Origin of the sequence: Cellvibrio chitinivorans, assembly GCF_035117775.1 — a bacterium.
In the GTDB taxonomy this organism is placed as follows: Bacteria; Pseudomonadota; Gammaproteobacteria; order Pseudomonadales; family Cellvibrionaceae; genus Cellvibrio; species Cellvibrio chitinivorans.
On sequence record NZ_JAYKKN010000005.1, the window covers coordinates 224879 to 248983 of the forward strand.

The 24105-nt window shown below is 49.4% G+C and carries 18 protein-coding genes; 12 read left to right on the forward strand and 6 right to left on the reverse strand.

Annotation, left to right across the window (positions count from 1 at the left end; translation table 11 throughout):
• Positions 1 to 48 precede the first annotated feature (48 nt).
• Both SPL68_RS14800 and SPL68_RS14805 read left to right on the forward strand, forming a co-directional pair.
• Entirely contained in the window at positions 49 to 171 is a 123-nt protein-coding gene (locus SPL68_RS14800; RefSeq protein ID WP_323815943.1) for a hypothetical protein, read from the forward strand.
• Between the two features lie 110 nt (positions 172 to 281).
• A complete protein-coding gene (locus SPL68_RS14805) occupies positions 282 to 1238 on the forward strand; it encodes a hypothetical protein (protein WP_323815944.1) in 957 nt (318 codons plus the stop codon).
• A gap of 36 nt (positions 1239 to 1274) precedes the next feature.
• On the opposite strand, the gene SPL68_RS14810 is transcribed toward SPL68_RS14805, so the two are convergent.
• The gene (locus tag SPL68_RS14810) at positions 1275 to 1646 is read right to left on the reverse strand and encodes a YidH family protein (RefSeq protein WP_323815945.1); all 372 of its coding nucleotides are present in this window, start codon (positions 1644 to 1646) and stop codon (positions 1275 to 1277) included.
• Positions 1647 to 1907: 261 nt separating this feature from the next.
• Here SPL68_RS14810 and SPL68_RS14815 point away from each other — a divergent pair, with 261 nt between their 5' ends.
• From SPL68_RS14815 to SPL68_RS14835, 5 genes are all read left to right on the forward strand, one after another.
• Complete coding sequence (locus SPL68_RS14815; RefSeq protein WP_323815946.1) at positions 1908 to 3062, forward strand: MdtA/MuxA family multidrug efflux RND transporter periplasmic adaptor subunit; 1155 nt, start codon at positions 1908 to 1910, stop codon at positions 3060 to 3062.
• A gap of 97 nt (positions 3063 to 3159) precedes the next feature.
• Positions 3160 to 6234, forward strand: a complete 3075-nt coding sequence (locus SPL68_RS14820) for a multidrug efflux RND transporter permease subunit (RefSeq protein ID WP_323815947.1) — start codon at positions 3160 to 3162, stop codon at positions 6232 to 6234.
• A gap of 94 nt (positions 6235 to 6328) precedes the next feature.
• Positions 6329 to 9415 (forward strand): efflux RND transporter permease subunit, encoded by a 3087-nt coding sequence (locus SPL68_RS14825; RefSeq protein WP_323815948.1) that lies wholly within the window; start codon positions 6329 to 6331, stop codon positions 9413 to 9415.
• Between the two features lie 59 nt (positions 9416 to 9474).
• Entirely contained in the window at positions 9475 to 11319 is a 1845-nt protein-coding gene (locus SPL68_RS14830; protein ID WP_323815949.1) for a glycoside hydrolase family 2 protein, read from the forward strand.
• 195 nt (positions 11320 to 11514) lie between these two features.
• Positions 11515 to 12225, forward strand: coding sequence for a FadR/GntR family transcriptional regulator (locus SPL68_RS14835; protein ID WP_323815950.1), 711 nt, complete (start codon positions 11515 to 11517; stop codon positions 12223 to 12225).
• Between the two features lie 131 nt (positions 12226 to 12356).
• Here the strand turns inward: SPL68_RS14835 and SPL68_RS14840 are convergent, their stop codons facing one another.
• Both SPL68_RS14840 and SPL68_RS14845 read right to left on the reverse strand, forming a co-directional pair.
• Positions 12357 to 14255: a family 43 glycosylhydrolase gene (locus SPL68_RS14840; RefSeq protein ID WP_323815951.1), complete on the reverse strand. Its 1899-nt coding sequence runs from the start codon at positions 14253 to 14255 to the stop codon at positions 12357 to 12359.
• Between the two features lie 103 nt (positions 14256 to 14358).
• Entirely contained in the window at positions 14359 to 16308 is a 1950-nt protein-coding gene (locus SPL68_RS14845) for a glycoside hydrolase family 97 protein (protein WP_323815952.1), read from the reverse strand.
• A gap of 216 nt (positions 16309 to 16524) precedes the next feature.
• On the opposite strand from SPL68_RS14845, the gene SPL68_RS14850 reads away from it, so the two are divergent.
• The 4 genes from SPL68_RS14850 (at position 16525) to SPL68_RS14865 (ending at position 18119) form a co-directional block, all read left to right on the forward strand.
• Positions 16525 to 16779: an AbrB/MazE/SpoVT family DNA-binding domain-containing protein gene (locus tag SPL68_RS14850; protein WP_323815953.1), complete on the forward strand. Its 255-nt coding sequence runs from the start codon at positions 16525 to 16527 to the stop codon at positions 16777 to 16779.
• The gene (locus tag SPL68_RS14855; RefSeq protein WP_323815954.1) at positions 16779 to 17120 is read left to right on the forward strand and encodes a type II toxin-antitoxin system ChpB family toxin; all 342 of its coding nucleotides are present in this window, start codon (positions 16779 to 16781) and stop codon (positions 17118 to 17120) included. Before SPL68_RS14850 ends, SPL68_RS14855 begins: the two co-directional genes overlap by 1 nt.
• A 66-nt stretch (positions 17121 to 17186) precedes the next feature.
• Positions 17187 to 17552 (forward strand): MmcQ/YjbR family DNA-binding protein, encoded by a 366-nt coding sequence (locus SPL68_RS14860; RefSeq protein ID WP_323815955.1) that lies wholly within the window; start codon positions 17187 to 17189, stop codon positions 17550 to 17552.
• 60 nt (positions 17553 to 17612) lie between these two features.
• Positions 17613 to 18119 (forward strand): TlpA family protein disulfide reductase, encoded by a 507-nt coding sequence (locus tag SPL68_RS14865; RefSeq protein ID WP_323815956.1) that lies wholly within the window; start codon positions 17613 to 17615, stop codon positions 18117 to 18119.
• Between the two features lie 76 nt (positions 18120 to 18195).
• Here SPL68_RS14865 and SPL68_RS14870 read toward each other — a convergent pair whose 3' ends face one another.
• Together SPL68_RS14870 and SPL68_RS14875 are read right to left on the reverse strand one after the other, a co-directional pair.
• Positions 18196 to 19263, reverse strand: coding sequence for an aldose epimerase family protein (locus SPL68_RS14870; RefSeq protein WP_323815957.1), 1068 nt, complete (start codon positions 19261 to 19263; stop codon positions 18196 to 18198).
• 44 nt (positions 19264 to 19307) lie between these two features.
• Positions 19308 to 20342 carry a glycoside hydrolase family 43 protein gene (locus SPL68_RS14875; RefSeq protein ID WP_323815958.1) on the reverse strand — a complete coding sequence of 345 codons (1035 nt, stop codon included), beginning with the start codon at positions 20340 to 20342 and terminating at the stop codon, positions 19308 to 19310.
• Positions 20343 to 20461: 119 nt separating this feature from the next.
• On the opposite strand from SPL68_RS14875, the gene SPL68_RS14880 reads away from it, so the two are divergent.
• Positions 20462 to 21496, forward strand: coding sequence for an arabinan endo-1,5-alpha-L-arabinosidase (locus SPL68_RS14880; protein WP_323815959.1), 1035 nt, complete (start codon positions 20462 to 20464; stop codon positions 21494 to 21496).
• Between the two features lie 61 nt (positions 21497 to 21557).
• On the opposite strand, the gene SPL68_RS14885 is transcribed toward SPL68_RS14880, so the two are convergent.
• Positions 21558 to 23942 (reverse strand): glycoside hydrolase family 127 protein, encoded by a 2385-nt coding sequence (locus tag SPL68_RS14885; protein ID WP_323815960.1) that lies wholly within the window; start codon positions 23940 to 23942, stop codon positions 21558 to 21560.
• Between the last annotated feature and the right edge of the window lie 163 nt (positions 23943 to 24105).

Sequence of the window (24105 nt, forward strand, 5' to 3'; positions counted from 1 at the left end):
TGCTGAATTCTTTTAACTAAAAACAATGACAAAAAAATGAATACAGATATGAAAAAAACCGCTGTAATTCACGCATTGAAATTACTAAAAACTCGCAGCAGCCTATTACCCGCCAGCAAGGCACTCTGTGCGTTTACGCACACAAAAATGCGCCCGGTAAAGCAGCTGTAATATTATTGACATGCATCACACTGGCTGGATTGCCACTTGGCGCCTATTCACTGATTTCCAGATTTGACCTACACTCATCTGACGCTCCTAATAATAATCGGACTTTCGGCATGCCAAGATTTATCCCAACTCTGCCCCAAATTCTGGCCCGAACTCTGCCCCAAATTCTGGCGCTAACCCTGTTTAGCCTCAGTACACAGATACAAGCCCAAACTCCGCTTGTACAACAAGCCCCCTCATCCGATGCCACCCAAACGCTGGTTGTCAGTTACAAGCAACCCGACTATGGCGACCTTCGCCGCGAGACCTATGAGCAGAAGTTGATTAAGCTGGCGCTGGAGAAAACCCAGGAGAAAGTCGGCGCGATTGAACTGGTGCCAGTCAATGTGATTTCACGCACTCACGCCATTGCCTCGCTCAGCCAAAATCTCTACCCGAATTTTGTGATGTCGCTCAGCTATGAAGACACCTTGGTCGCCAGCGGCAATCTGATTTACATTCCCATTCCTATCGAACTGGGCGCGCTAAGCTATCGCATTTGTTATTCGCATAAATCGCTGATCAGCGAAGTGCGTAATATAGAAACTCTGGAACAACTCAAGCCCTACAAAGTCGCTGTAGGCGCCGATTGGCTGGATGGAAAAATTTTGCAGCACCACGGGGTGCAGATTGTGAAGGGCGACAATATCACCGGCCTGTTTCGAATGACTCAAGCCGGGCGCGCCGATTTGTTTTGCCCCAACCCATCGGAATATTTTCACGAGTTGGAAAATGCCAAGGTCGCCGATTTGCAATTGGATAATCAGCTCGCACTTTATTACCCGCTGCCGAAATTTTTATTCACGCACAAAAGCAATCAGGCACTGCTTGACCGCATTCAGCTGGGCATGGAAATGGCGTATCAAGATGGATCTTATTTACAGCTTTGGAAGGCGACACACGGAAAGAATCTGGCGCGCGCAAAATTGAACGAGCGCCATTTAATCAAGCTGGATAATCCGTTCATCACCAGCTTGCCAGCCAGTTATGAACGCTATCTGTTTGATCCGTTGCAGAGCGCACAATAAATATCGGCAATAAAAAACAGAAATTAAAACCGGCAATTAAAAACGATCTGAACACAAGGCGACAATCAACACTAACGCCAGCAGCCCCAGCACCACATTCACGGCAATGCCCCAGCGCGCGTTATATCCCTGCGGAAATTCAAATGGCGTGAGGGTGCGCAATACCCGCGCATACTGTAGCGATGCATAAAATGCGATGATCGCACCCAGCAAAATAATCGCCACCCCCAACCAAAACGTCATAATCGATTTGAGCGACGGCTCAGGTTCAGGCACAAATACCTGATGCAGTAATCCCGCCCGCTCCACCACAAAACCAAAGCCAATCAGCGCCAGACTGGTTCTATTCCATGCCAGGAGCGTGCGCTCGGCGGCGAACAATACACGCGGATCTTTCAGATCAGACATACACAAAACTCCTTTAACTGTGATCGTAAAAATACAAACCTAAGATAAGGTTTGAGCAGCAGAATATTCCTATCGCGCAAGCCTGCAAACACGCATTTATTTGCACGACCGTAACCAAACGTCGGGAAATGTAAAAACCATTGCGGGCTTATTCCTTGCATACTAGCCTCACGGCTTAATGCGCCAAATCTACTTATTGTCAGATTATATACAGCGCTCTAATAAAAACGGTTTCAATTTAATCAACTAACGGATGTATTCATGTTTGCTTCTGTAAATCGCCTGTCGCGCGCTCAGCGCTGGTTAGCGGGTCTTGCGCTTATTGTGGTGTTGTTACTGGTGTGGTTTTTTGGTTTTCGCACACCGGAAAATAAACAGCCCCCGCCACCCAATCCCTGGATGGGGCCAACCCCTGTGCATGTGGTGCAAGCGACCAAAGAAGATTTAAAAGTACACATTAAAGCCATCGGCAGCGTTATCCCACTCAATACCGTGACTGTGCGCAGCCGGGTGGATGGCGAGTTAATTCGCATTTTGTTTGATGAAGGCCAACAAGTAAAAGCCGGCGATTTACTCGCCGAAGTCGATCCCGCCAGCTACAAGGTTCGCCTCGCCCAAGCTGAAGGCACCATGCAAGAAACCAGCGCGCAATTAAAACGTGCACAAGAAGATCTGCGCCTTTACGAGCGCTTGATTAAACAAAAAACCATCGCCCAACAGCAGTTTGATCAGCAAAAAGCGCTGGTTGAGCAGTTGCAAGGCACACTTAAAAATCACAGCGCGCAGGTGGATGACGCGCGCTTGCAGCTCTCTTACACCCGCATCACCGCGCCCATCACTGGCCGCTTGGGCTTGCGCCGTGTGGATGTGGGCAACCTCGTCAACGCGGGCGATAACAACGGCATAGTCACCATCACCCAAACCCAACCGATTGCCGTGAGCTTCACCATTCCGGAGAACCAATTGGTCGCCGTGCGCGCGGCGTTTAGTGCAGCGAATGAGGCATCCAGCGCCTTGGCGGTAGAGGCTTGGGATCGCAGCGAGCAGAGCTTACTCGCGACCGGCAAACTCACCACGCTCGATAACCAAATCGACACCGCCACCGGCACTCTGCGTATGAAAGCGCAATTTGATAACGCTGACGACGGCCTCTTCCCCAACCAATTCGTCAACGCCCGCCTGCACCTGAATACGCTCGATGGCGCTGTGACCATCCCGATTGATGCGGTGCAATACGGCTCCAAAGGCACCTATGTGTATGTAGTGGAAGACGGTAAAGCCAAGATGCGCAGCATCAAACTCGGCGCACTCGAAGGCGCACGCACCTCGATTATTGAAGGCTTAAACGAAGGCGAGCAGATTGTCCTGGAAGGCATCGACCGTCTTTGGGAAGGTAAAGATGTGAAGGTGATGTAGGTTGGGCAGCTATGCCCAACATTTACGCCCCGAAAAAAGCCTTGGTGTTGGGCATTGCTGCCCAACCTACGAAGCACCTTTTAAATAGAGATAACCAATGAGTTTGTCCCGCCCCTTTATCCTCCGCCCGGTCGCCACTTCGCTGGTGATGCTGGCGGTATTGCTGATCGGTATTTTGAGTTACCGCTTGCTGCCGGTTGCTGCCTTGCCGCAAGTGGATTACCCGATCATTCAGGTTTTTACCTTTAACCCCGGCGCCAGCCCCGATGTAATGGCGCGCACCGTGACCGCGCCGCTGGAGCGCAGCCTGGGGCAAATTCCCGGTCTGAAGCAGATGTCATCCACCAGCTCCACCGGAGCATCCATCATCACCCTGCAGTTTTCGCTGGAAGTGGATTTGGGTGTAGCTGAGCAGGAAGTGCAATCGGCGCTTAATAGCGCCAACAACCTGCTGCCCAATGATCTGCCCACGCCGCCCATCTACCGCAAAGTAAACCCCGCCGATGCGCCGATTATGACCCTCGCCGTCACCTCCGCTAGCTTGCCGCTGCCGGAAGTCTATGACTTGGTGAACTCGCGCATGGCGCAAAAGCTCGCGCAGCTTCCTGGCGTAGGCATGGTGACGCTCGCAGGCGGGCAGCGCCCGGCGATTCGCATCAAGGTCAACCCCAATGCGCTGGCCAATACTCAAATCAGCTTGGAGCAGGTGCGCAATGCCATAGTCGCGGCCAACACCAATCAGCCCAAAGGCAGCTTCGACGGTCAATACCGCTCCACTATGCTCGACGCCAACGACCAGATGCGCTCCACGCAGGAATATCGCGACTTGCTAATCAGCTGGAACAACGGCTCGCCGCTGCGTTTGGGCGATTTGGCGACAGTCGAAAACGGCGCTGAAGACCGCTTTCTCGCTGCCTGGGCAAATGATCAACCGGCGGTACTGATCAACATCCAACGCCAACCGGGCGCTAATGTGATCGATGTAGCCGATAGCGTACAGGCGTTATTACCGCAGCTCACCGCATCCCTGCCCGCCGCGGTGAATGTCGCCACTATCAGCGACCGCACCCACAGCATCCGCGCCTCGATTCGCGATGTACAAAAAGAGCTGATCTTTGCGATCTGTTTGGTAGTTGCGGTGACGCTGGTGTTCCTGCGCTCAGTGCCCGCTACCATTATCCCCAGCCTCGCGGTGCCGCTGTCGCTGATCGGCACCTTCGCGGCCATGTATTTTCTCGATTTCTCGATCAACAACCTCACACTCATGGCTCTCACCATCGCCACTGGTTTTGTGGTGGATGACGCCATCGTCATGCTCGAAAACGTCGCGCGCCACCGCGAAGAGGGCGAGTCGCCGCTTAACGCCGCACTCAAAGGCGCGGGCGAGATTGGTTTCACCTTGGTATCGCTCACTATCTCGCTCATCGCCGTGCTGATTCCGCTGCTATTTATGGGCGACTTGGTTGGGCGGCTGTTTCAGGAGTTTGCGATTACCCTCGCAGTAGCGATTGGCATTTCGCTGCTGGTGTCGCTCACCCTCACCCCCATGATGTGCGCGCGCATGCTCAAAAACGCCCCAAGCCACAATGAGCGCGACTTTATGAGCAACCTGATCGAAAGCTACGGGCGCGGTTTGGACAAAGTGCTGCAACACCCGCGCACTGCTATGGCGGTGATGCTCGGTACAGTCGCGCTCACCGCCGGCCTTTACCTTGCAGTGCCGAAAGGCTTTTTCCCGATTCAGGACAGCGGTGTGATTCAGGCGGTGACCGAAGCGCCGCAGGATATTTCCTTCCAGTCGATGAGCGAGAAGCAGCAAATCCTCGCCGAGCTGATTCTGCAAGATCCGGAAGTAGAAGGGCTTTCGTCGTTTATCGGCGTCGATGGCAGCAATATCACCCTCAACTCTGGCCGCATTCTTATCAACCTCAAAGCGCACGGCGAGCGCGATGCCAGCGCGGGCGAGATTATCGAGCGCTTGCAGGAGCGCATCGCGGGTGTGACCGGCATTACCGCCTGGTTTCAGCCGGTGCAGGAGCTGAGCATCGAAGACCGCGTCAGCCGCACTCAGTATCAATTCAGCCTGACCACGCCGGACTCCGCCCTGCTCGACCAGTGGGTGCCGCGCGTTCTGGAGCGCTTGCGTGCGGAACCGGCGCTGGCGGATATTGCCTCTGACCTGCAAAGCCGCGGCCTGCAGGCTTATGTGGAAATTGACCGCGATGCCGCTGCACGCCTCGGTGTGCGCGTGAGCGATATCTCTGCCGCGCTGCAATCCGCCTACGGCCAGCGCCAAATCGCCACATTGTTTACCCAAGCCAATCAATATCGCGTGGTGATGGAAGTTGATCCAGATTATGCGCAAGGCATGAAAGCACTGGAGAACACCTACGTCGCCAGCAGTTCCGGCCAGCCGGTCCTGCTCAGTACCCTCGCCAAAATCAGCCAGCGCCCTGCGCCCTTGCTGATCAATCACCAGAGCCAATTTCCCTCCACCACCATCTCGTTTAACTTGGCGGGCAACGCCTCGCTCGGTGAAGCAATCGATGCGATTGAGGCGGCCCAGGCCGATCTGGATTTGCCCGCATCGCTGGAGTTACGCTTTCAAGGCGCGGCCGAAGCCTTCCGCGCCTCGCTCACCAATACGCTCTGGCTGGTGCTGGCGGCGATTGTGACCATGTATATCGTGCTGGGGATTTTGTACGAGAGCTTTATCCACCCGGTGACGATTCTGTCCACCCTGCCTTCGGCTACCGTCGGCGCCTTGCTCGCACTCTTACTCACCGGCCAGCCGCTAGATTTGATTGCCGTAATCGGTGTTGTGCTCTTGATCGGCCTTGTGAAAAAGAACGGCATCATGATGGTGGACTTCGCCCTCGACGCCCAGCGCACGCTCGGTATGTCGCCGCGCGAGGCGATTCATCGCGCTGCACTTATGCGCTTCCGCCCGATTTTAATGACCACTCTCGCAGCCCTGTTTGGCGCTATTCCGCTGATGCTCGCATCAGGCTCAGGCGCCGAACTGCGCCAGCCGCTGGGTTTGGTGATGGTGGGCGGATTGCTGGTCAGTCAGGTACTCACCCTGTTTACCACGCCGGTGGTGTATTTGTTTTTTGATCGCTGGGTACAAAAGCCCGGCGATGACTCGCTTACAGAGGAGGCAAAAGCGTAGGTTGGGCAGCAATGCCCAACATATCGATGCCCAACGCTCCTGTTCGAATCTGGAATTGTTGGGCATGGCTGCCCAACCTACGTGAGATCACCCTATGAATCTTGCAGAACCTTTTATCAAACGACCGGTTGCCGCATCACTTTTGGCGATAGGCATTGTGCTGCTCGGCCTGCTGGCCTGGCGCATGCTGCCAGTCGCGCCCCTGCCACAAGTGGATTTCCCCGCGGTGCAAATCTATGCCGGCCTGCCCGGCGCCAGCCCTGAAAGTATGGCGGCGACTGTCGCAACTCCGCTGGAGCGTGCGCTTGGCAGTATTCCCGGCGTCACCGCCATCAACTCCAACTCCACCCAAGGCAGCACCTTTATCTGGGTGGAATTCACCCTCGACCGCGATCTGGATTCCGCCGTGCGCGATGTACAAGCCGCGCTCAATGCGGCGCGCGGCCAGTTGCCAGCAGGCATGCCAGGCAACCCCGGCTATCGCAAAATCAGCCCATCGCAAGCGCCGATTATGGCGCTGGCGCTCAGCTCGCCCAACCTATCGCCCAGCGCGCTTTACGATGCCGCCTCCACCATCCTTGCGCAAAAGCTTGCTCAGGTGCAGGGCGTGGGGCAAGTGGGGATTGATGGCGCATCCCTGCCCGCCGTGCGCATCCAGCTCAACCCCAATGCGCTCGCCAACTACGGCATAGCGCTGGATGAAGTGCGCAATGCCATTAGCAATGCCAATGTGCTGCGTCCACTCGGTATTCTGGAAGAGGACGATATTCGCTGGCAGGTGCGCACCAATGAAAGCCTGCGCACCGCCAAGAACTACCAAACACTAGTGATTCGCTACGCTGAAAACGGCGGCTTGGTGCGCTTGCAGGATGTCGCCACCGTGAGCGATTCCGTCGAAAACCGCTATACCGATGGCTTCCACAACCAAAGCTCTGCGGTGACACTCACAGTTGCGCGCCAGACCGGCGCCAATATTGTTGAGACTATCGATGCGATCAATGCCCAGCTGCCCGCCCTGCGCGCGCTTATGCCCGCCGACACCCAGCTCAAAGTGGTGATGGATCGCTCCCCCGGCATTCGCGCTACCCTCAAAGAGGCGCAAATCACCCTGATGCTGTCGGTGCTGTTAGTCGTCGGCGTGGTCTGGGTCTTCCTCGGCAGCGCCCGCAGCGCACTGATTCCCAGCCTTGCGATTCCGGTCGCGCTGATCGGTGCCTTCGCGATCATGTATCTCTACGGTTTCTCACTCAATAATCTCTCGCTGATGGCATTAATCGTCGCAGCGGGATTGGTCGTGGACGATGCCATAGTGGTGCTGGAAAACATCAAACGCCATATCGAGCGCGGCGTACCGCCATTTAAAGCGGCGATTGAAGGCACACGCGAAGTCGGTTTTACCCTGCTGGCGATGAATATCACCCTCGTCGTGGTATTTATCTCGATCCTGCTGATGGGCGGCATAGTGGAAAAACTGTTCCGCGAGTTCTCCATCACTCTTGCCGCAGCAATGATTATTTCGCTCGCGGTATCGCTCAGCCTCACGCCCGCCCTATGCGCGCAGCTGCTAAAAAAAGAGTCAAAAAAGGCGGAAAAAGTCGGCATTTTCGAAGATATCAAACACGCCTATTCCATCGCCCTGAGCTGGGCGCTTCGCCATAGCCGGATTGTGATGCTGGTACTGGCAGGTGTCATCGGCCTCAATATTTACCTTTACATCGCCATCCCTAAAACCATGCTGCCCGAGCAGGATACCGGCCAGATGACCGCTTTTGTGCGCGGCGATGATGGTTTTTCATTCCAGATCATGCAGCCAAAAATCCAGCAATTCCGTCAGGTGCTCTTGGCCGACCCGGCGATTGAAGATGTGTTTGGCGCAACCGGTGGCGGCACTGGTGTGAGTAACGCCTGGATGCGCATCAGCCTCAAGCCGATGGCCGAGCGCGGCGTATCGGTACAGGAAGTCACCGATAGGATACGCCGCCAAATCCCCAGTATCCCCGGCGCTATGTTGATGGTCGGCCCGGATCAGGATATTCGCCTGTCGTCACCCTTTAGCCGCAGCGAACAGGAGCTAATGCTGCTCGCCGACGACCTGAAACAGCTGCACAAATGGGCCGCCAAAATCACTACCGCCATGCAGGAAATGCCCGAGCTGACCGAAATTGACGGCGTAAAAGAAGAAGGCACACAGCAGGTGGTGCTCACCATTGACCGCGAAGCCGCGCAGCGTTTGGGCGTGAACATGAATACGGTCGCGAGCATGCTCAACAACTCCTTCTCGCAGCGGCAGGTCTCCACCATGTATGAGGAGATGAATCAGTACCGCGTAGTGATGGAGCTTGAGCCGGGTTTTACCGCCAGCCCCGCTGTGCTGGAGCAGCTGCAGGTAATCACCAATGATGGCAAACGTGTACCGCTTTCGACCTTTGCCAGCTTCGGCTACGGCCTAGCGGAAGACCGCGTGCGCCACAGCAATCAATTTGCCTCAGAGAGCATCGGCTACGGCGTAGCGGAGAATTACACCGAAGAGCAGGCGCGCGCGGCGATTGAGACAAAAATCGCCGAGCTGATGGTACCAAAAGAAGTCTATCTCGCCCCCGCCGGCAGCAGTCGCCCCGGCTGGGGACCAAGCACACCCGGCTTGGCGCAAGACCCGGCAGTGCTTATCGCCTGTGTGCTACTTGCGGTCTATTTAATTCTGGGGATTTTGTACGAAAGCACCATCCACCCACTGACGATTTTATCCACCCTTCCCTCCGCGGGAATCGGCGCACTTTTAGCGCTGCGCCTGAGCGACACACCATTCAGTTTGATCGCCATGCTCGGCCTGTTTTTACTGATCGGGATAGTCATGAAGAATGCGATTTTGATGATCGACTTTGCGCTTGAGTTAGAGCGTAAAGAGGGATTGTCCTCGCGCGACTCCATCTACCAAGCGGCACTGCTGCGCCTGCGCCCGATTATGATGACCAACCTCGCCGGCCTGCTCGGCGCACTGCCGTTAATTCTCAGCTTCAACGAAGGCTCGGAACTGCGCACGCCACTCGGCATCACGATTATTGGCGGCCTTGCGGTAAGCCAATTACTCACATTGTTCACTACGCCAGTGGTGTATTTGTATATGGAAAAAGTGCGCAATTGGGGTTTAAAAAGAAAACATCCTGACAATCAGCTCGCATAACTAATTCACAAGACGAGCGACATAAAAATTAAATAACAGCACACACAAGAGAAATAATTATGAAGCGATTAATCACACGCTGGATCTGTGCCGCCAGTTTATTGATGAGCGGCGTTCATCTCTCCGCAGCAGAACAACCTTTACAAGCCTACACACGCGATGCCACATCGTTAAACAGCGAGTGGAAAATCATCGTCGATCCTTACGAAAACGGTTATTACAACTATCGCTACGAGCCGTTTGATCAACAGCAAAATCCCTCGGTAAATGCGTTTTTTACTGATTCAAAACAAAAAACACCGGCCGATTTGATCGAATACGATTTTGATAAAGCCGAGACATTACAAGTACCCGGCGATTGGAATACCCAAAAAGAAAAACTCTATTACTACGAAGGCAGCGTTTGGTATCGCAAAAAATTTGATGCACCTGCAGGGAAAAAATCCGACCGCCAGTATATTTACTTTGGTGCAGTAAATTACCGCGCCGATGTGTATTTAAACGGTAAAAAACTCGGCGTGCACATTGGCGGCTTTACGCCTTTTCACTACGAAGTAACTGGCAAATTAAAAAGTAAAAACAACTCACTGATTATCAAAGTGGACAACAAACGCTACGCCGATGCGGTTCCCACACTCAATACCGACTGGTGGAATTACGGTGGCATTACACGCGAAGTAAAACTCATCAATGTGCCCAATACATTTATTCGCGATTATAAAATTGCCCTGACTTCGCACAGCGATAAAACCGTTGCAGGTTCGGTGATGCTGGATGGAGCCAAAGGCGGTGAAAAAATTCAGCTGCGCCTGCCCGAATTGGATATTCAGCAAACCCTAACTGCCGATAACACTGGCCGCGTAAGCTTTTCGTTTAGCGCGCCCAATGCACAGTTCTGGTCTCCAGAGAATCCAAAACTCTACGCAGTAAAAATCAGCAGCGGCAGCGACACACTTACCGACACCATCGGCCTACGCACTATCGAAACCCAAGGCAAACAATTACTACTCAATGGAAAACCGCTGTTTTTACGCGGTATTTCTATACATGAAGAATATGCTGCCGATGGTGGTGGCCGTGTCAGCAACACAAAAGCAGCGAAAACACTTTTGACTTGGGCAAAAGAATTAAACGCAAACTTTGTCCGCCTTGCGCACTACCCACACAATGAAGATATGGTTCGTCTTGCCGATCAAATGGGCTTATTGGTCTGGTCAGAAATTCCAGTCTACTGGACCATCAACTGGAAAAATGAAGAAACCTATAAAAATGCAGAAGCGCAATTGAGCGCGATGATCGAGCGCGACAAAAATCGTGCAGCTGTGATTATTTGGTCGCTCGCCAATGAAACACCCGTGTCGGATGCGCGCAACCAATTCCTCGGCCGCCTCGCACAAAAAGCGCGCTCATTAGATAAGACGCGCCTGCTCAGCGCCGCCATGGAAAAACATTACCGCAGTGACAACCCCAATATTGCCGTGGTGGAAGATCCGCTGGCCGAGATTGTTGATCTGGTGAGCTTTAACCAATACATAGGTTGGTACGATGGCCTGCCGGAAAAAGCCGACAAGGTGACATGGCAAATTAACTACAACAAACCGGTATTTATCAGCGAATTTGGCGGTGGCGCCAAGCAGGGCTATCACGGCGATGCACACACAATTTTCACTGAAGAATTTCAGGAGCTGCTCTACCAGAAGAGCGTAAAGATGATCGATAAAATCGATGGTTTTGTCGGCACATCCCCTTGGATTCTCGCCGACTTCCGCTCGCCGCGCCGCCTGCTGAATGGAGTTCAGGATGATTTCAATCGCAAAGGGCTTTACTCCAATGAGGGCGTAAAGAAAAAAGCATTTTTTGTTTTAAAAGATTATTACGATAAAAAAGAAAAAGAATCCCACTAACAGTTAATCGCCATTGCATCACTGCCCTTCCAATATTCACCGAAGGGCAGAGCTGTGCAAAGGTAAAATCACACTGGATAACTGCGATAAATTGCCGCATATTTTCCGCCTTACAATAATTCTCAGATTGTATTATTAACCGCAAATCGTTAATCTTTGGGCATCTTTTTGCCAGTTAATTGGACGATAACAACGATGGCTATTCTCGACCGTAACTTCAACCTATCCCAACGCATGGTACAGGAACTGGGGCGCACGATTATTTGTGGTGAGTTTCACGATGACAGCCTGCCAACCGAAGCTGAGCTCTGCGAAAAATTTGGCGTAAGCCGCAGCGCCGTGCGTGAAGCAGTAAAAATGCTCTCAGCCAAAGGGTTGATTTCCAGCAAACCGCGTCAAGGCATTCGCATCCTACCGGAAGATCAGTGGAATATTTTTGACCCGGATCTATTGCGCTGGGTACTGGAGAGCAAGCCATCACTACATGTGCTCAAAGAATTCCTGCAGGTGCGTATCGCAATCGAACCAGAAGCCGCCGCACTCGCCGCTCGCTATGCCGATCAAGCCAAACTCGACAATATCGAAAAAGCCCTTGAAGGCATGCGCAAAGCTGAAGGCAATAGCCAGGAAGATCTGGAAGCGGATATCGCCTTCCACGTCAGCATTCTCTATGCGAGCAACAACCGTTTTTACATCCGCCTGCGCGATTTTATTTCCACCGCATTGCGTGTAAGTATCAGCCACACCAACCCGATTAAGGGCAATCACGAAGGCGTGGTAGAAGATCACTCCAAAGTGTTCAACGCGATCAAAAACCGCAACCCCGAACGCGCCAAACAATCCATGTTGGCATTGATCGATGAAGCGCTGAACTTTATTGAAGATGCTATAGCCTCACAAAAGTAAATATTTTTTGTATGCAGCAGATACCAAAACGGCAGCCAAATGGCTGCCGTTTTGTTTTGCTCAATGTCAATCGACTATCTTGATCAAACCTGACCGGCGCTGCATTTATGCAGCGCCAGCTGTATTGCTAATTATTGAATCGGTTTAATTTGGAATCGCTGACAGTTGGAGTTTAACCATTGCCCCTGCGCGAAATTGGTGTGATTCGCAACACCACAGTGCGCCAAATCCAGTACCAGATTACTTTTACGGTTGGCTAGTTTTACTGTGCCATCGCTCAGGAAGTCCACCTGCCATTGGGTGTGAACATCTCCGCACGCGGCCAACTCGGCATTACTACCCGGCACAATCGATTTGTTGGCAATGGATACGCAGAGTTTTGGATCTACCACTGACTGAATGTAGTAATAGCCTTCCTGTGAACTCACCAAAGACCAGCGCTGGGTCGATTTATTATTCCACTCATCCTGCTCGATATTCGCGCCTGCTTTAGTAACACCAGCAACGCTAATCGCCTTACCGCTTTGAACACTGGTAATCGCCACTTGTTGTGTAGGTTGAACACGCCACAAATTACACGCGGATTTTTGTTCGATAAATTGCGGTACATCTTCTACTGATTTTTTTCCTTCAACTACAGCAGGCTCAACACAATTGCCGAAATGTAATTCCTGTTTGGATTGCACATTCACTAAAGTTGACCAGCCTTTATCGTGCGGAACCAATTGCCATTGTTGGCAAAGTTGGTTGTGCCAAGGAGCGATATTCAATGCATCGGTTTTGCCTGCTGAGCAAGCTGCGCCGCCCTGCCCTAAAAACTTGCCGTCTTTATTCACCAAACGATAATTGCCATTGGTGGTGTAATCCAACACCCAATTGCTTGCTGATACATTTTTACAATCTGCTGCGGCAATTTTTCCATCAGCTCCGAAGCTCACACATTGTTGATTCGCTTTGCTTACCAACTGCACTTGAGTGCCTTGAACTTTAGTCACCAGCGGGCCATTTTCACCTGCAGGTGAAATCACCGGCTCACCTGCTGCGACTGGCTCACCAAAGTTAGGTGTGTCATCTGCATTCCAGGTAAATTTTTGCGCGCGCAGTGAGCGAGTTGCACTGCAGCCCTCTTTCTCGCTCGCATTGCCGTGATAGATCAACCAGTCTTCAGTGCCATCGGGTGATTTAAAAAAGCCGTTGTGGCCAGGGCCATAAACGCCATTGGCTTTGCTAAATACAGGCTCGGGCGATTTTTTCCATGACTCGGGTTTTAGCGGATCACCAGTTAATTCAATCAAACCGAGTTTGTAATCCGGCGTATTACAAAAACTCGCCGAATAAATCATAAAAGTGCGGCCATTGCGCTTGAGAATTTCCGGCCCTTCATTCACTTTCATACCGGATTTTTCCCACTCGTAATCCGGCTTGGAAATTAATACTTTCTCACCGGTAATCGTCCAGGGGTTTACCATTTTCGCAACGAAAATGGATTGCTCATCTTTCACCCATTCAGACCACAACAAATAAAGCTGGCCGTTGTATTCAAGGTAGTTGCCGTCGATATTCCAGGTATCCGGCATGGGCGAGCCTTTGTAAGTGTAAGGGCCGAGCGGATCATCGCCCTGACTCTCAATCACACTCAAATGTTGGCGATCATAATTTTCCGCGATGCCGGAAGTGTACATCACATACCAGCGATAACCTTTTTCGGTTTTCAGACGATGAAATTCAAACGCCCAGAAATTACAGCAGCGCTCCAATTCACTTTCTGACCAAATATGGATTGGCGTTGCGGATGCCAAACCGGCAAGCGTTGGCGATTTACGCATCACCAACTGCGATGTCCATGTAGTCGTCGTCAGATAGTAATTGCCGTCAAAGTATTCCAACCAAGGATCAGCGCCGTTGGGATAAATCGGGTTGGTAAAAGTATTGGCATCCAGCGTTTTTTGCTCTTTTTCTGGTGCGGAATCTTTTGTTGCACAACTTAATAAAAAGATGGGCAATAACAAGCTTGTTAATAGTGCTCTCATGTTTTCTCTCTCACTGTTTACGTCTTTTTAATTTTTACGTCTTTTAAATTTTTAATATGTTGGGCATTGCTGCCCAACCTACCAAATATTTTAAATATCAGCTTTATTTCAACACCATTACAAAACCGGCGCTGGGGCGCAATGTGATGGTGTGCGATGTTTTGTTATCAATTTGCTGCTGTGCAAAATCGCGCTCGCCTTTGCCACTGGTAATCAAGGAGCCTTGCTTATCGCCCGCAAAACTCAAATCCAACACCAGGGTTTTGTTTTCTTTTTCGGCATTAATACCTGCGATATACCATGCATCGCCCGCTTTGCGTGCAATCACCGCAAACTTGCCGGGGTAGCCATCAATAAACTTTACGTCATCCCATTCGCGCGGCAATTCGCGTAAAAAATCTTTTACATATTCAGGTGCGGTCGCCATGCCTTCTGGAATTTCCGCAAAATGTTGTACTCCGGAAATCATTAATACTGATTCCGCCAATTCAAAGGAATTTTCGGTAACACGTTTGATATTGGGGATATCGCCAAACGCCATAGGCGTGTAATCCATAGGATCAAAAATATTGCGCGCAAACAATGCGGTGGCCACATGCGCAGCAACCGGATCTTGATCTGCTTGGGTAAAAGTTGTGAACTCAAAACCTTTGATCGATTCCATGGTCATCAAGTTGGGATAGGTACGCTGCCAACCGCGCGGCAAGGTTGCACCGTGGAAATTCACCAGCAATTGATGTGCAGCAGCATCCTTTAATATATCGATGTAGTACTGCATAAAGGATTGTCCATCGCCACCGAAGAAATCGATCTTCACACCCTTCACGCCGATTTTTTTCAGGCGTGCAAATTCAGCTGTGCGCTGCTCATGAGTAATCAGTTGGCTTTTGGGGCTGTAGGGAGTTTGATTCCAATCGCCTGAGGAGTTGTACCACACCAAAATGCCGACATTTTTTTGCGCAGCGTAATTCACCAGCTCCTGTAATTTTTCGTAACCGATTTTTTTATCCCAATCTGCATCCACCAACGTGTAGTCCCAATGCATATCGGCGGCGTAATCGATAAATTTTTTCTGCACATCAAAGGTAGTGAAATCGTCTTTTAAAATCGCCCAACTCCATGAACTGTGGCCGGGTTTGATAAAAGATTGATCCAGTGCAATCGCAGGCGCTGCCAAATCGGTTCCCAAAGTAGATTCCATAATTTGCGCGAGCGAACCTATGGCAATAATGCGCCAAGGCGAGATTAATTCCTTATCGCTATTCGCAAGCAATGCGCCCTTTTTACCATCAGGAGAAATAAATACTTCGGCATCTTGCGGCTGTGCCAGTGTGTATTCATTTGCAGTTGCGCCTTGCTGCAAATGGGAGCCGTGCCAACTGCCATCCATTGCGGCTTCAGAAATCACAATCCAATTATTATTTGCGTTAAATAACGCAGGAAAAACCCAACCTTGTTTCAGCGTAGGTTCGGTGCCTACCGGCACATCAATTTGGTAATGCTCTTCATAGGAAGGATTGGTATTGCTCCAACCAGTTTGCGCAACCGACATAGGTTGCAGCCAAGCTTTTGCCGATGGCGCGACGGTAAAACTACTCGTCTCTTTAACAAATTGCTTGGTAGCAATAACAGGATCAGTTACCGCATAGCGAAAGGCAACACCATCATTGGATACGCGAAATGTCAGCGCCAGTTTTTGTTTTTGCCCGTTGCTAATAAAAAAGGTTTGTTCATTTGCGCTGTAGTTGATTGCACGTTTTTTTCCGACGCGCATTTGATAGCTATCAGTTACCGGCACAATTTCCGATTTGGATTCAATGCTCACACCGCGAGTAAAATCCGCTGTTGTTAACTGCAAACCTAAAGAAGAAGGAAGAATAATCGGCCTGGCATCGAGCACCACGCTATAGGCCAGCGTTTGCTGCTCGGTGATGAATACTTTTACTGCGAGGTGCTTATCGGGGCTGGTTAGCGATTCTGGCACTTTGTTTGCGCAGCTTGACAACACACAAGCTAAACCGAGCATAAACAATACCTTGGCGATTCTTATCATAGTGATCTCCGTGGGCATCACCCACAACTATAGTTATATTATCAGACAATTTGAGTTTACCGAGAAACGCCATTTATGCCAAGGCAGGTAACAGGACTTTACATTGCCCGCCCCTATCACCTCCCCCACCCACACACCCATCGCAGTTATAACCTTGTTGACACACAAACCAATGCCGTGAAACACTGTTATAACACCGTAATAACAGAGGCAACTATGCTTACTCAAGTGCGTAAAATTGGAAATTCAGCCGGAGCGATCATCCCCGCCCCTGTGCTTAAAGAATTAAAGCTTCGCGAAGGCGATAGTATTGATGTCTCTGTGGTTGATAACTGTATCGTTATTAAACCCACCAAGGAGAAGCCCAAATACACGCTCGACGAACTACTGAAAAAATGTGACTCCAACGCACCGAAAAACAAGGAGCTGGACGCATGGGAACAAATTAAACCAATAGGAAATGAAATCTGATGCCGGTATTTGATAAAGGAGATGTCGTCCGCGTTTGTTTAAACCCAACAGAAGGCAAAGAGACCCAAGGAGATTTTCGCCCTTGCTTTGTCATTTCCCCCAAAGCCTTTAACAAACTCGGCCTCACTCTCATTGCTCCTATTACCCAAGGCGGAAGCTTCGCCCGTACCGAGGGCTTTGCTGTCACGCTAACCGGTAGTGGTACAGACACCCAAGGCGCAATCTTGGTAAATGCAGTGCGTACGTTAGACCTCGCAGCACGCAAAGCAGTGAAAATTGAAAAAGCACCGCAAATAATTTGCGATGAAGTTAGTGCAATTTTAATGGCGATTATTGAATAGCTCGTTTGCCGCCATAGTGGATTTAATACTGGCAGTAATTATTCTTATATTCACAGGAACACTCACATGAATTACGAAGAATACAATCAGTATTGCGACTCTTTACCTGCAACCACTTATGTCAATCAGTGGGGCGGTGCACATGTTTGGAAAGTTGGTGGCAAAGTATTTGCGATTGGCGGCTGGAGCAAAGCGGAAGGCTTGTCCGTATCATTCAAAGTATCCCCATACAACTTTGATGTACTGAAAGATCAGCCCGGCTTCAAGCCAGCACCTTATCTCGCCTCTAGAGGGATGAAATGGATTCAACAATATAAAGTAACAAAGGATCAGGAAGATGAACTTCAATACTACATAAAAGAGTCACATAGAATTGTGTCTTTAGGCTTAACCAAAAAATTGCAGAAAGAACTAGGACTAAACCAGAATTAAACAAACTGCATAGCGCTATGCACTACCCAAACAATAACGATTCAAAAAAAGGATATAACCATGAGAATACTCGTTTCGCTCTTTTGTCTATTCATGTCCAGCATTGCACATTCAGCCCCCTATCAAGTAGGTGATACACCCTTTGATCTAGTAGGTAAAACATCCACAGGACAAGAAATTAAAGTTTCAGATTACAAAGGCAAAGTTGTTATTGTCTCCTTTTGGGCATCCTGGTGCGGCCCATGCAAAAAGGAATTACCCATACTCGCCGGAATCCAAAAAAGTGCAACGCCAGAGAACCTTCAAGTCATTTCAATTAATATTGATGAGGACCGTCGTTTATTTAAAAAACTGGAAAAAGCACTCGCACTGGGAGATATGATTTTGGTGTCCGACGCGAAAAAACGGGTGGGTAAAAAATACGGTGTCGAAGGAATCCCGCATATGGTTATCATCGACGCTGAAGGTAAGGTTGCATCTGTGCACATCGGTTACAGCGAAGAGATGCTACCAGCATTGGTTGAAGAAATTAATGAAATTTATCGCAGCGGGAAAGCAGAGAGTTAGATCGCAACATAAACCTATAAAAAAACGTCCTGCATTTTCATGCAGGGCGTTTTTGTTTAAGCAGCCAATAAATAAATTACTTCACTGATAATTTAAAAATCGTGCGGGTTTTGTATTCATCACCGGGGCGCAGAATAATTGACGGGAATTGCGGCTGGTTAACTGAATCAGGAGCATGTTGTGGTTCCAGACAAAAGCCGCTGCGTTTTTGGTAGGTCACACCTTTGCCTGTGAGTGAGCCATCCAAAAAGTTACCGGAATAAAATTGTACGCCCGGCTCTTCGGTAAACACTTCCAGTACACGACCGGAATTAGGCTCTTCTACACGCGCGGCCAAGGTCAATTCTTTGTAGCTGGATTGATTGATTAAAAAATTGTGATCATAACCGAAGCCGTTTTTGATTTGCTCGTGATCCGCATCAATACGACTGCCGATTGATTGCGCTTCGAGGAAATCAAACGGTGTGCCTGCAACTGGCATAGGTTCACCAACTGGAATAGCAACTTCGTTTACCGCATTGATGTGGTCTGCGAAGATTTGCATGCTGTGGTTAAGCACATCACCGCTATTTTCTATTCCCGCCAGATTAAAATAGGCATGCTGCGTCAGATTTACCGGGGTCGCTTTATCTGTCGCTGCCAAATAATCAACGACGATTGCATCCTCGTGAGTGAATTGATAAGTGACTGTGACACTTAGGTTTCCAGGAAACCCTTGATCGCCATCTTCACTTAACAATTTCAAAACAAGACCTTGGCCCTGTTCGTTTTCAAACGGCTCCGCTGCCCATATTTTTTTATCAAAACCATTTGGGCCGCCGTGCAAATTATTGGGGCCATTGTTCGCTGCAAGATTATAAGTAACGCCATCCAGTGTGAATTGTGCGTTGGCGATGCGATTACCCACACGGCCGATCAGTGCACCAAAATAAGGGCCAATCTCCAAATAGGGTTCGAGTGAATCAAAACCCAAAGCGACATCACCCAGCTTGCCGTTTTTATCTTGCACGTGTAGCTCAGTGATAATGCCGCCGAGGTTGATAATTTTTGCGATACTGCCGTGTTTATTCGTCAGCGTAAACTCAGTAACCGTTTCACCTGCAGGGGTAATACCGAATACGCGCTGTGTAATTGCCGTGGTCATTGTGTGCCTATCTCAAATAAAGTCGAATCAAAAAGTGTGAAAAATTAATCGGGTTTGTTTTGTCCAAAATCAGGGAAGCCATCGTTCGTCCATTCAAGGCGACGAATATAGGTGTGACGATTAGGGTCAGTCAGCGGGGTTCCCTGCAACTCTAAATAATCGCGAGCATGGTACACCAGAATGTCAGTTTGACCATCATCACTCAAAGTAAAACTATTGTGGCCGGGGCCGTAACGCTTTAAGGATTCATTTGTCGAAAAAATCGGCTCAGGCAATTTATGCCATGAAGCAGCATCCAACAAATCCGCATTTACATCAGCCCAAAGTAAACCCATTGCATAGCGATGATCGGTTGCACTTGCGGAGTAACTGATAAAAATTTTCCCGTTGCGCACAATTACCGCAGCGCCTTCATTTACCTTGTAACCCTGAATTTCCCAATCCAACTCCGGGCGCGTAATTTCCACTTCTACTTCACCCACTTGGGTGGGCGATACCAGCTTGGAAATATAGAGCGCAGAGTTGAGTTTCTCTTCCGGATCTTTTTGCGCCCAGACCAAATAGCGCTGACCTTTGTGTTCAAAACTGGTGGCATCGAGCGAGAAAGAATCGCGTGCGGTTTGCACTTTGCCCAGCTCCTCCCACTCACCTTGCATTGGGTCTGCATTGCGATTGGCAAGCACCCACATGCGGATCAGAAACGGTTTTTCGGCATCGGCCGCTGCAAAATAGATGTACCAGGTGTTATCAAAATAATGCAGCTCCGGCGCCCAAATATTGGCTCCCATAACGCCAGATTCATGTTTGCGCCAGACGGTTTTTGCCTCAGCTGTTTTTAAGCCCATGAGTGAATTTGCACTGCGCAATTCAATGCGATCAAACTCAGGTGCGGAAGCAATAAAGTAATAATGGCCGTCCGGGGTGCGATGGATAAAAGGATCGGCACGCTGCGGAATAAATATCTCTGGGGTTGCAGATGCCTTGAGCGCATCTGCGGATGACACCTCGCCATCCACCGGCTTGCACGCCGCCAATCCCAACATCGCCACCACTACTGAAAAAACTAAACCATACTTCATCACACGCTCCTCTCACCTGTAATGGACGGTAAAACCGCCTTAACAGGAGTTAACTGTTATTATTGATAGACTCATATTATATTACATATTCACAAAAATTAGACTAAGAGAGAGACTTCATGCCATCAACTAAACTAACCTTTTTTTACGCTCGTGCACTCGCCTTGGGCGCCCTGCTCTGCACCAGCTTTATCGCACAAGCCAAACAAGTCGATGTTCATGACCCGGTAATGACCCGCGAGGGCGATACCTGGTATCTGTTTAGCACCGGCCCCGGCATCACCATTTACAGCTCCACAGACCGCGTGAATTGGAAATACTCTGACCGCGCTTTTGCCACTGAACCTACTTGGGCAAAAACTGTGTCGCCAACATTTGATGGCCATTTGTGGGCGCCGGATATCATCCAGCACAACAACCAGTTTTATTTGTATTACTCGGTTTCCGCCTTCGGCAAAAACACTTCAGCCATTGGTGTGACGGTAAACAAAACACTCAATCCAAAATCACCTGATTACCGCTGGGAAGATAAAGGCATAGTGATTGAATCTGTCCCCAACCGCGATGCGTGGAATGCGATTGACCCGGCAATTATTGTCGATGAAAAAAATCAGGCGTGGATGAGTTTTGGTTCGTTTTGGAGCGGATTAAAAATCTTTAAATTAAACGATGATTGGACGCGCCCCGCTGAACCGCAAGAGTGGCACAGCATCGCCAAACGCGATCAGGTTCCTGTTGGCACTGGCAGTACTGCTGGCCCTGGTGAAATTGAAGCGCCGTTTATTTTGAAAAAAGGCGATTACTATTATTTGTTTGCCTCTTGGGGTCTGTGCTGCAAAGGCGCCAACTCGACTTATCACCTAGTAGTTGGTCGCTCTAAAAATGTTACCGGCCCTTATGTTGATCGCGCCGGAAAAGACATGAACGATGGCGGCGGCAGCTTATTAATCAAAGGCAATAAAAACTGGGTCGGCCTCGGCCACAACAGTGCATATACATGGGACGGCAAAGATTATTTAGTCCTGCACGCCTATGAAACTGCCGATAAATACTTACAGAAATTAAAAATCATGAACATCAGCTGGGACAAAGAAGGCTGGCCGATGGTGAATGAAAAAGAGTTGGATACCTACAATAGCAAACGAATTAAATAGTTTTTAAAACCAATAAAAAAACCGGCAGCTGCCGGTTTTTTTACGTCTCAACATTTAATAGCTAACGCAATAACCTAACTCCATAAATTCCACCCGCTACCGAACCCGGTGCGGCAACAAACTTAAGGGTGTATTTGCCGTTGGCTTTTTTTACCAATTCTTGTGGGATGGCGTAATCGACAGTGAAAAATTCTTTTGCATTGCCGGTCGATTCCACATTCGCAATCACCACGCCATTTAATTGGACTTCAAATTTTCTGCCTGCATCGATACCCGCATAAGTAATTTGCAGGGTTTTGGCTTCCTGTTTTTTATCGTTCAATTCATAACTGAACCAAGCGCGAGTGTGACGCCAGTGGCGGCCGTTATACAAACCGGCTTCGCTTTGCTCGCCTTTGTAGAAATGATCTGACTCGGGTTGCTGCTCGCCCGGCGCGACCTGATCAATGGTTTGCGCTTGTAATGCCAAACGCGCTTGTTCATCTGCTGCCGCTTTTGCACGAGCTTTTTCCACATCGGCCGCTGTGGTATAGGGCCAATAAATGCTGTAGCGCGATTCATGCAAACGGAAAAACGGAATCAGCTCCACGTGCTCCATTTGTTTGCCATTGATTAAACCTGACGCATCAAAAGTTAAAGGTTTACCGGCGACGGGTTTTAATTTTTGGATAAAATCTTGTGAATTACCTAATAAAAATGGCGCAGCTTCTAGCGGACACATTTGGCCGCTGGCGATATGCCCCATGCGCGAGTCATCACCAAAGTAATTTATTTTTTCAGCAGTAAATGGCTGGGTTTTGGCAGCGAGTACGATTGGGCCATGCAAAATGGCGTAGTAGTTGGAACCGTCAGGCATTTTTTCCAGCGTTGAGCGCATCGGCAAGGTAAGTTCGACTTTATCGCCTTTTTTCCAGCGCCGCTCCAATGCAATAAATTCACCCGGCTGCTGGGTTACATCCACTTTTTTACCATTCACGCTAAGCGATAACTTGCCTGCTTCCACCCAGCCGGGGTAGCGCAGTTGCAAACGGAAGCGCGCGGATTTATCGATAGTGATCGCGGTAGTTTCTGCATCCGGGAACAGTGTATTTTGCGTAAGCTTAATACCCTGCTCTTTCCACTCCATGTGCGATGGAATAAATAAATTGATAAATACTTCAGGCAACTGCTTGGCTTTTTTATCGCGCGCGTAAATAAATTCAGCGTATTTGGAATGGCTTTCCAAACCCGAACCTACACAACACCACATGCCATCATGCACTTGCGAATAGACGCGGTAGTGATTGGGGCGCATTGGTGTGAAATAAACAAAACCGCCAGTCGTTGGATTTTGTGAACCGAGAATATGGTTGTAGAGCGCGCGCTCGTAATAATCCGCGTACTTCATTGCTGGATTAGATTGCTCGCCCGATGAGAGGTACAACATTTCGGTCAGTTTGAGCATATTGTAAGTGTTGCAGGTTTCCGGCCCTTCCACCTCATTGATCATTGGCTCGAAATCGGCAGTATCGTGAAAGTGCTCTTTTACGCTGTTGCCACCAATCGCAACTGTGCGTTTATCTATAACGGTTTGCCAAAAAAACTCTGCGGCGCGTTTCCAGTCTTCATTATTGGTTGCATCGCCGTAGTGTTTAAAGCCAATCACCTTCGGAATTTGAGTGTTGGCATGCAAGCCAGTGAGTTGGTCTTGCGATTTTTCCAGCGGCTGCAAAATGGCCTGATGGGAAAAGGCTTCAGCCAGCTTGAGATATTTTTTATCGCCAGTGATTTTTGCCACATCGACAAAAATTTCATTCATGCCGCCGTGCTCTGTACGCAGCATAATCTGCATTTGTTCGGGCGATAAATTTTTAGTTAGCTCGATTGTCCAGTCGGACAATTTAACCAACATTTTTTTTGCATCTTTGTTATCGGCATACCAATAGGCATCGCGCAGACCGGCGTAGACTTTATGGATGTTGTACCAAGGCACCCAACGCTCATTGGTAGAAAAGTTATCTGCACGTATATCGCCCTTGGCGATTTCATCCCACATTTTTTTACTGTCGGGAATACCGCCGATATAACCTGTACCTAACTTGTCCTGACATTTTTTTAATTCATCGACTACATAATTTAAACGCTGCAAGACAGCTTTATCACCGGTTGAGGCGTACATCAATGCCAATGCAGAAACATAGTGGCCCCCCATGTGGCCATCCAATCCGGTCGACTCCCAATTACCGTAGGTTTCTTTAAAGGGCAAGCCAGCTTCGCGGCGAAAAGGCGCTAACAGTTTTTCAACATCCAGCGCCATCAAATAATCTTTATTGGTATTTTGTGCATGTAAAAAAGGGCTATCGAGTAATTGCACATTGCGCAGCGGCACTAATTCCAATGCTGCTGCGGGTAAACAACTCCAACTGGCACACAAAGCAAGCGCGCAATAAAATTTCTTTAACTTCATCGATAACCTCTTTTTATTTACGGTAGTGAAAGGGACATTCATAGGCCTCGTATCATTTTTGGTAGCTGCCCCAAACCTAATAAAATATTGTTGATTTTTTCCCTTCTGGCCAACAATTAAATATATAGTAATATAATATCTTCAAACACAAGATTATCATTTT

What these genes read in the sequence shown, in the direction of transcription:
- SPL68_RS14800 (WP_323815943.1), top strand. Translation starts at nt 49, where the DNA reads ATGAAAAAAACCGCTGTAATTCACGCATTGAAATTACTAAAAACTCGC.
- SPL68_RS14805 (WP_323815944.1), top strand. Translation starts at nt 282, where the DNA reads ATGCCAAGATTTATCCCAACTCTGCCCCAAATTCTGGCCCGAACTCTG.
- SPL68_RS14810 (WP_323815945.1), bottom strand. Translation starts at nt 1,646, where the DNA reads ATGTCTGATCTGAAAGATCCGCGTGTATTGTTCGCCGCCGAGCGCACG.
- SPL68_RS14815 (WP_323815946.1), top strand. Translation starts at nt 1,908, where the DNA reads ATGTTTGCTTCTGTAAATCGCCTGTCGCGCGCTCAGCGCTGGTTAGCG.
- SPL68_RS14820 (WP_323815947.1), top strand. Translation starts at nt 3,160, where the DNA reads ATGAGTTTGTCCCGCCCCTTTATCCTCCGCCCGGTCGCCACTTCGCTG.
- SPL68_RS14825 (WP_323815948.1), top strand. Translation starts at nt 6,329, where the DNA reads ATGAATCTTGCAGAACCTTTTATCAAACGACCGGTTGCCGCATCACTT.
- SPL68_RS14830 (WP_323815949.1), top strand. Translation starts at nt 9,475, where the DNA reads ATGAAGCGATTAATCACACGCTGGATCTGTGCCGCCAGTTTATTGATG.
- SPL68_RS14835 (WP_323815950.1), top strand. Translation starts at nt 11,515, where the DNA reads ATGGCTATTCTCGACCGTAACTTCAACCTATCCCAACGCATGGTACAG.
- SPL68_RS14840 (WP_323815951.1), bottom strand. Translation starts at nt 14,255, where the DNA reads ATGAGAGCACTATTAACAAGCTTGTTATTGCCCATCTTTTTATTAAGT.
- SPL68_RS14845 (WP_323815952.1), bottom strand. Translation starts at nt 16,308, where the DNA reads ATGATAAGAATCGCCAAGGTATTGTTTATGCTCGGTTTAGCTTGTGTG.
- SPL68_RS14850 (WP_323815953.1), top strand. Translation starts at nt 16,525, where the DNA reads ATGCTTACTCAAGTGCGTAAAATTGGAAATTCAGCCGGAGCGATCATC.
- SPL68_RS14855 (WP_323815954.1), top strand. Translation starts at nt 16,779, where the DNA reads ATGCCGGTATTTGATAAAGGAGATGTCGTCCGCGTTTGTTTAAACCCA.
- SPL68_RS14860 (WP_323815955.1), top strand. Translation starts at nt 17,187, where the DNA reads ATGAATTACGAAGAATACAATCAGTATTGCGACTCTTTACCTGCAACC.
- SPL68_RS14865 (WP_323815956.1), top strand. Translation starts at nt 17,613, where the DNA reads ATGAGAATACTCGTTTCGCTCTTTTGTCTATTCATGTCCAGCATTGCA.
- SPL68_RS14870 (WP_323815957.1), bottom strand. Translation starts at nt 19,263, where the DNA reads ATGACCACGGCAATTACACAGCGCGTATTCGGTATTACCCCTGCAGGT.
- SPL68_RS14875 (WP_323815958.1), bottom strand. Translation starts at nt 20,342, where the DNA reads ATGAAGTATGGTTTAGTTTTTTCAGTAGTGGTGGCGATGTTGGGATTG.
- SPL68_RS14880 (WP_323815959.1), top strand. Translation starts at nt 20,462, where the DNA reads ATGCCATCAACTAAACTAACCTTTTTTTACGCTCGTGCACTCGCCTTG.
- SPL68_RS14885 (WP_323815960.1), bottom strand. Translation starts at nt 23,942, where the DNA reads ATGAAGTTAAAGAAATTTTATTGCGCGCTTGCTTTGTGTGCCAGTTGG.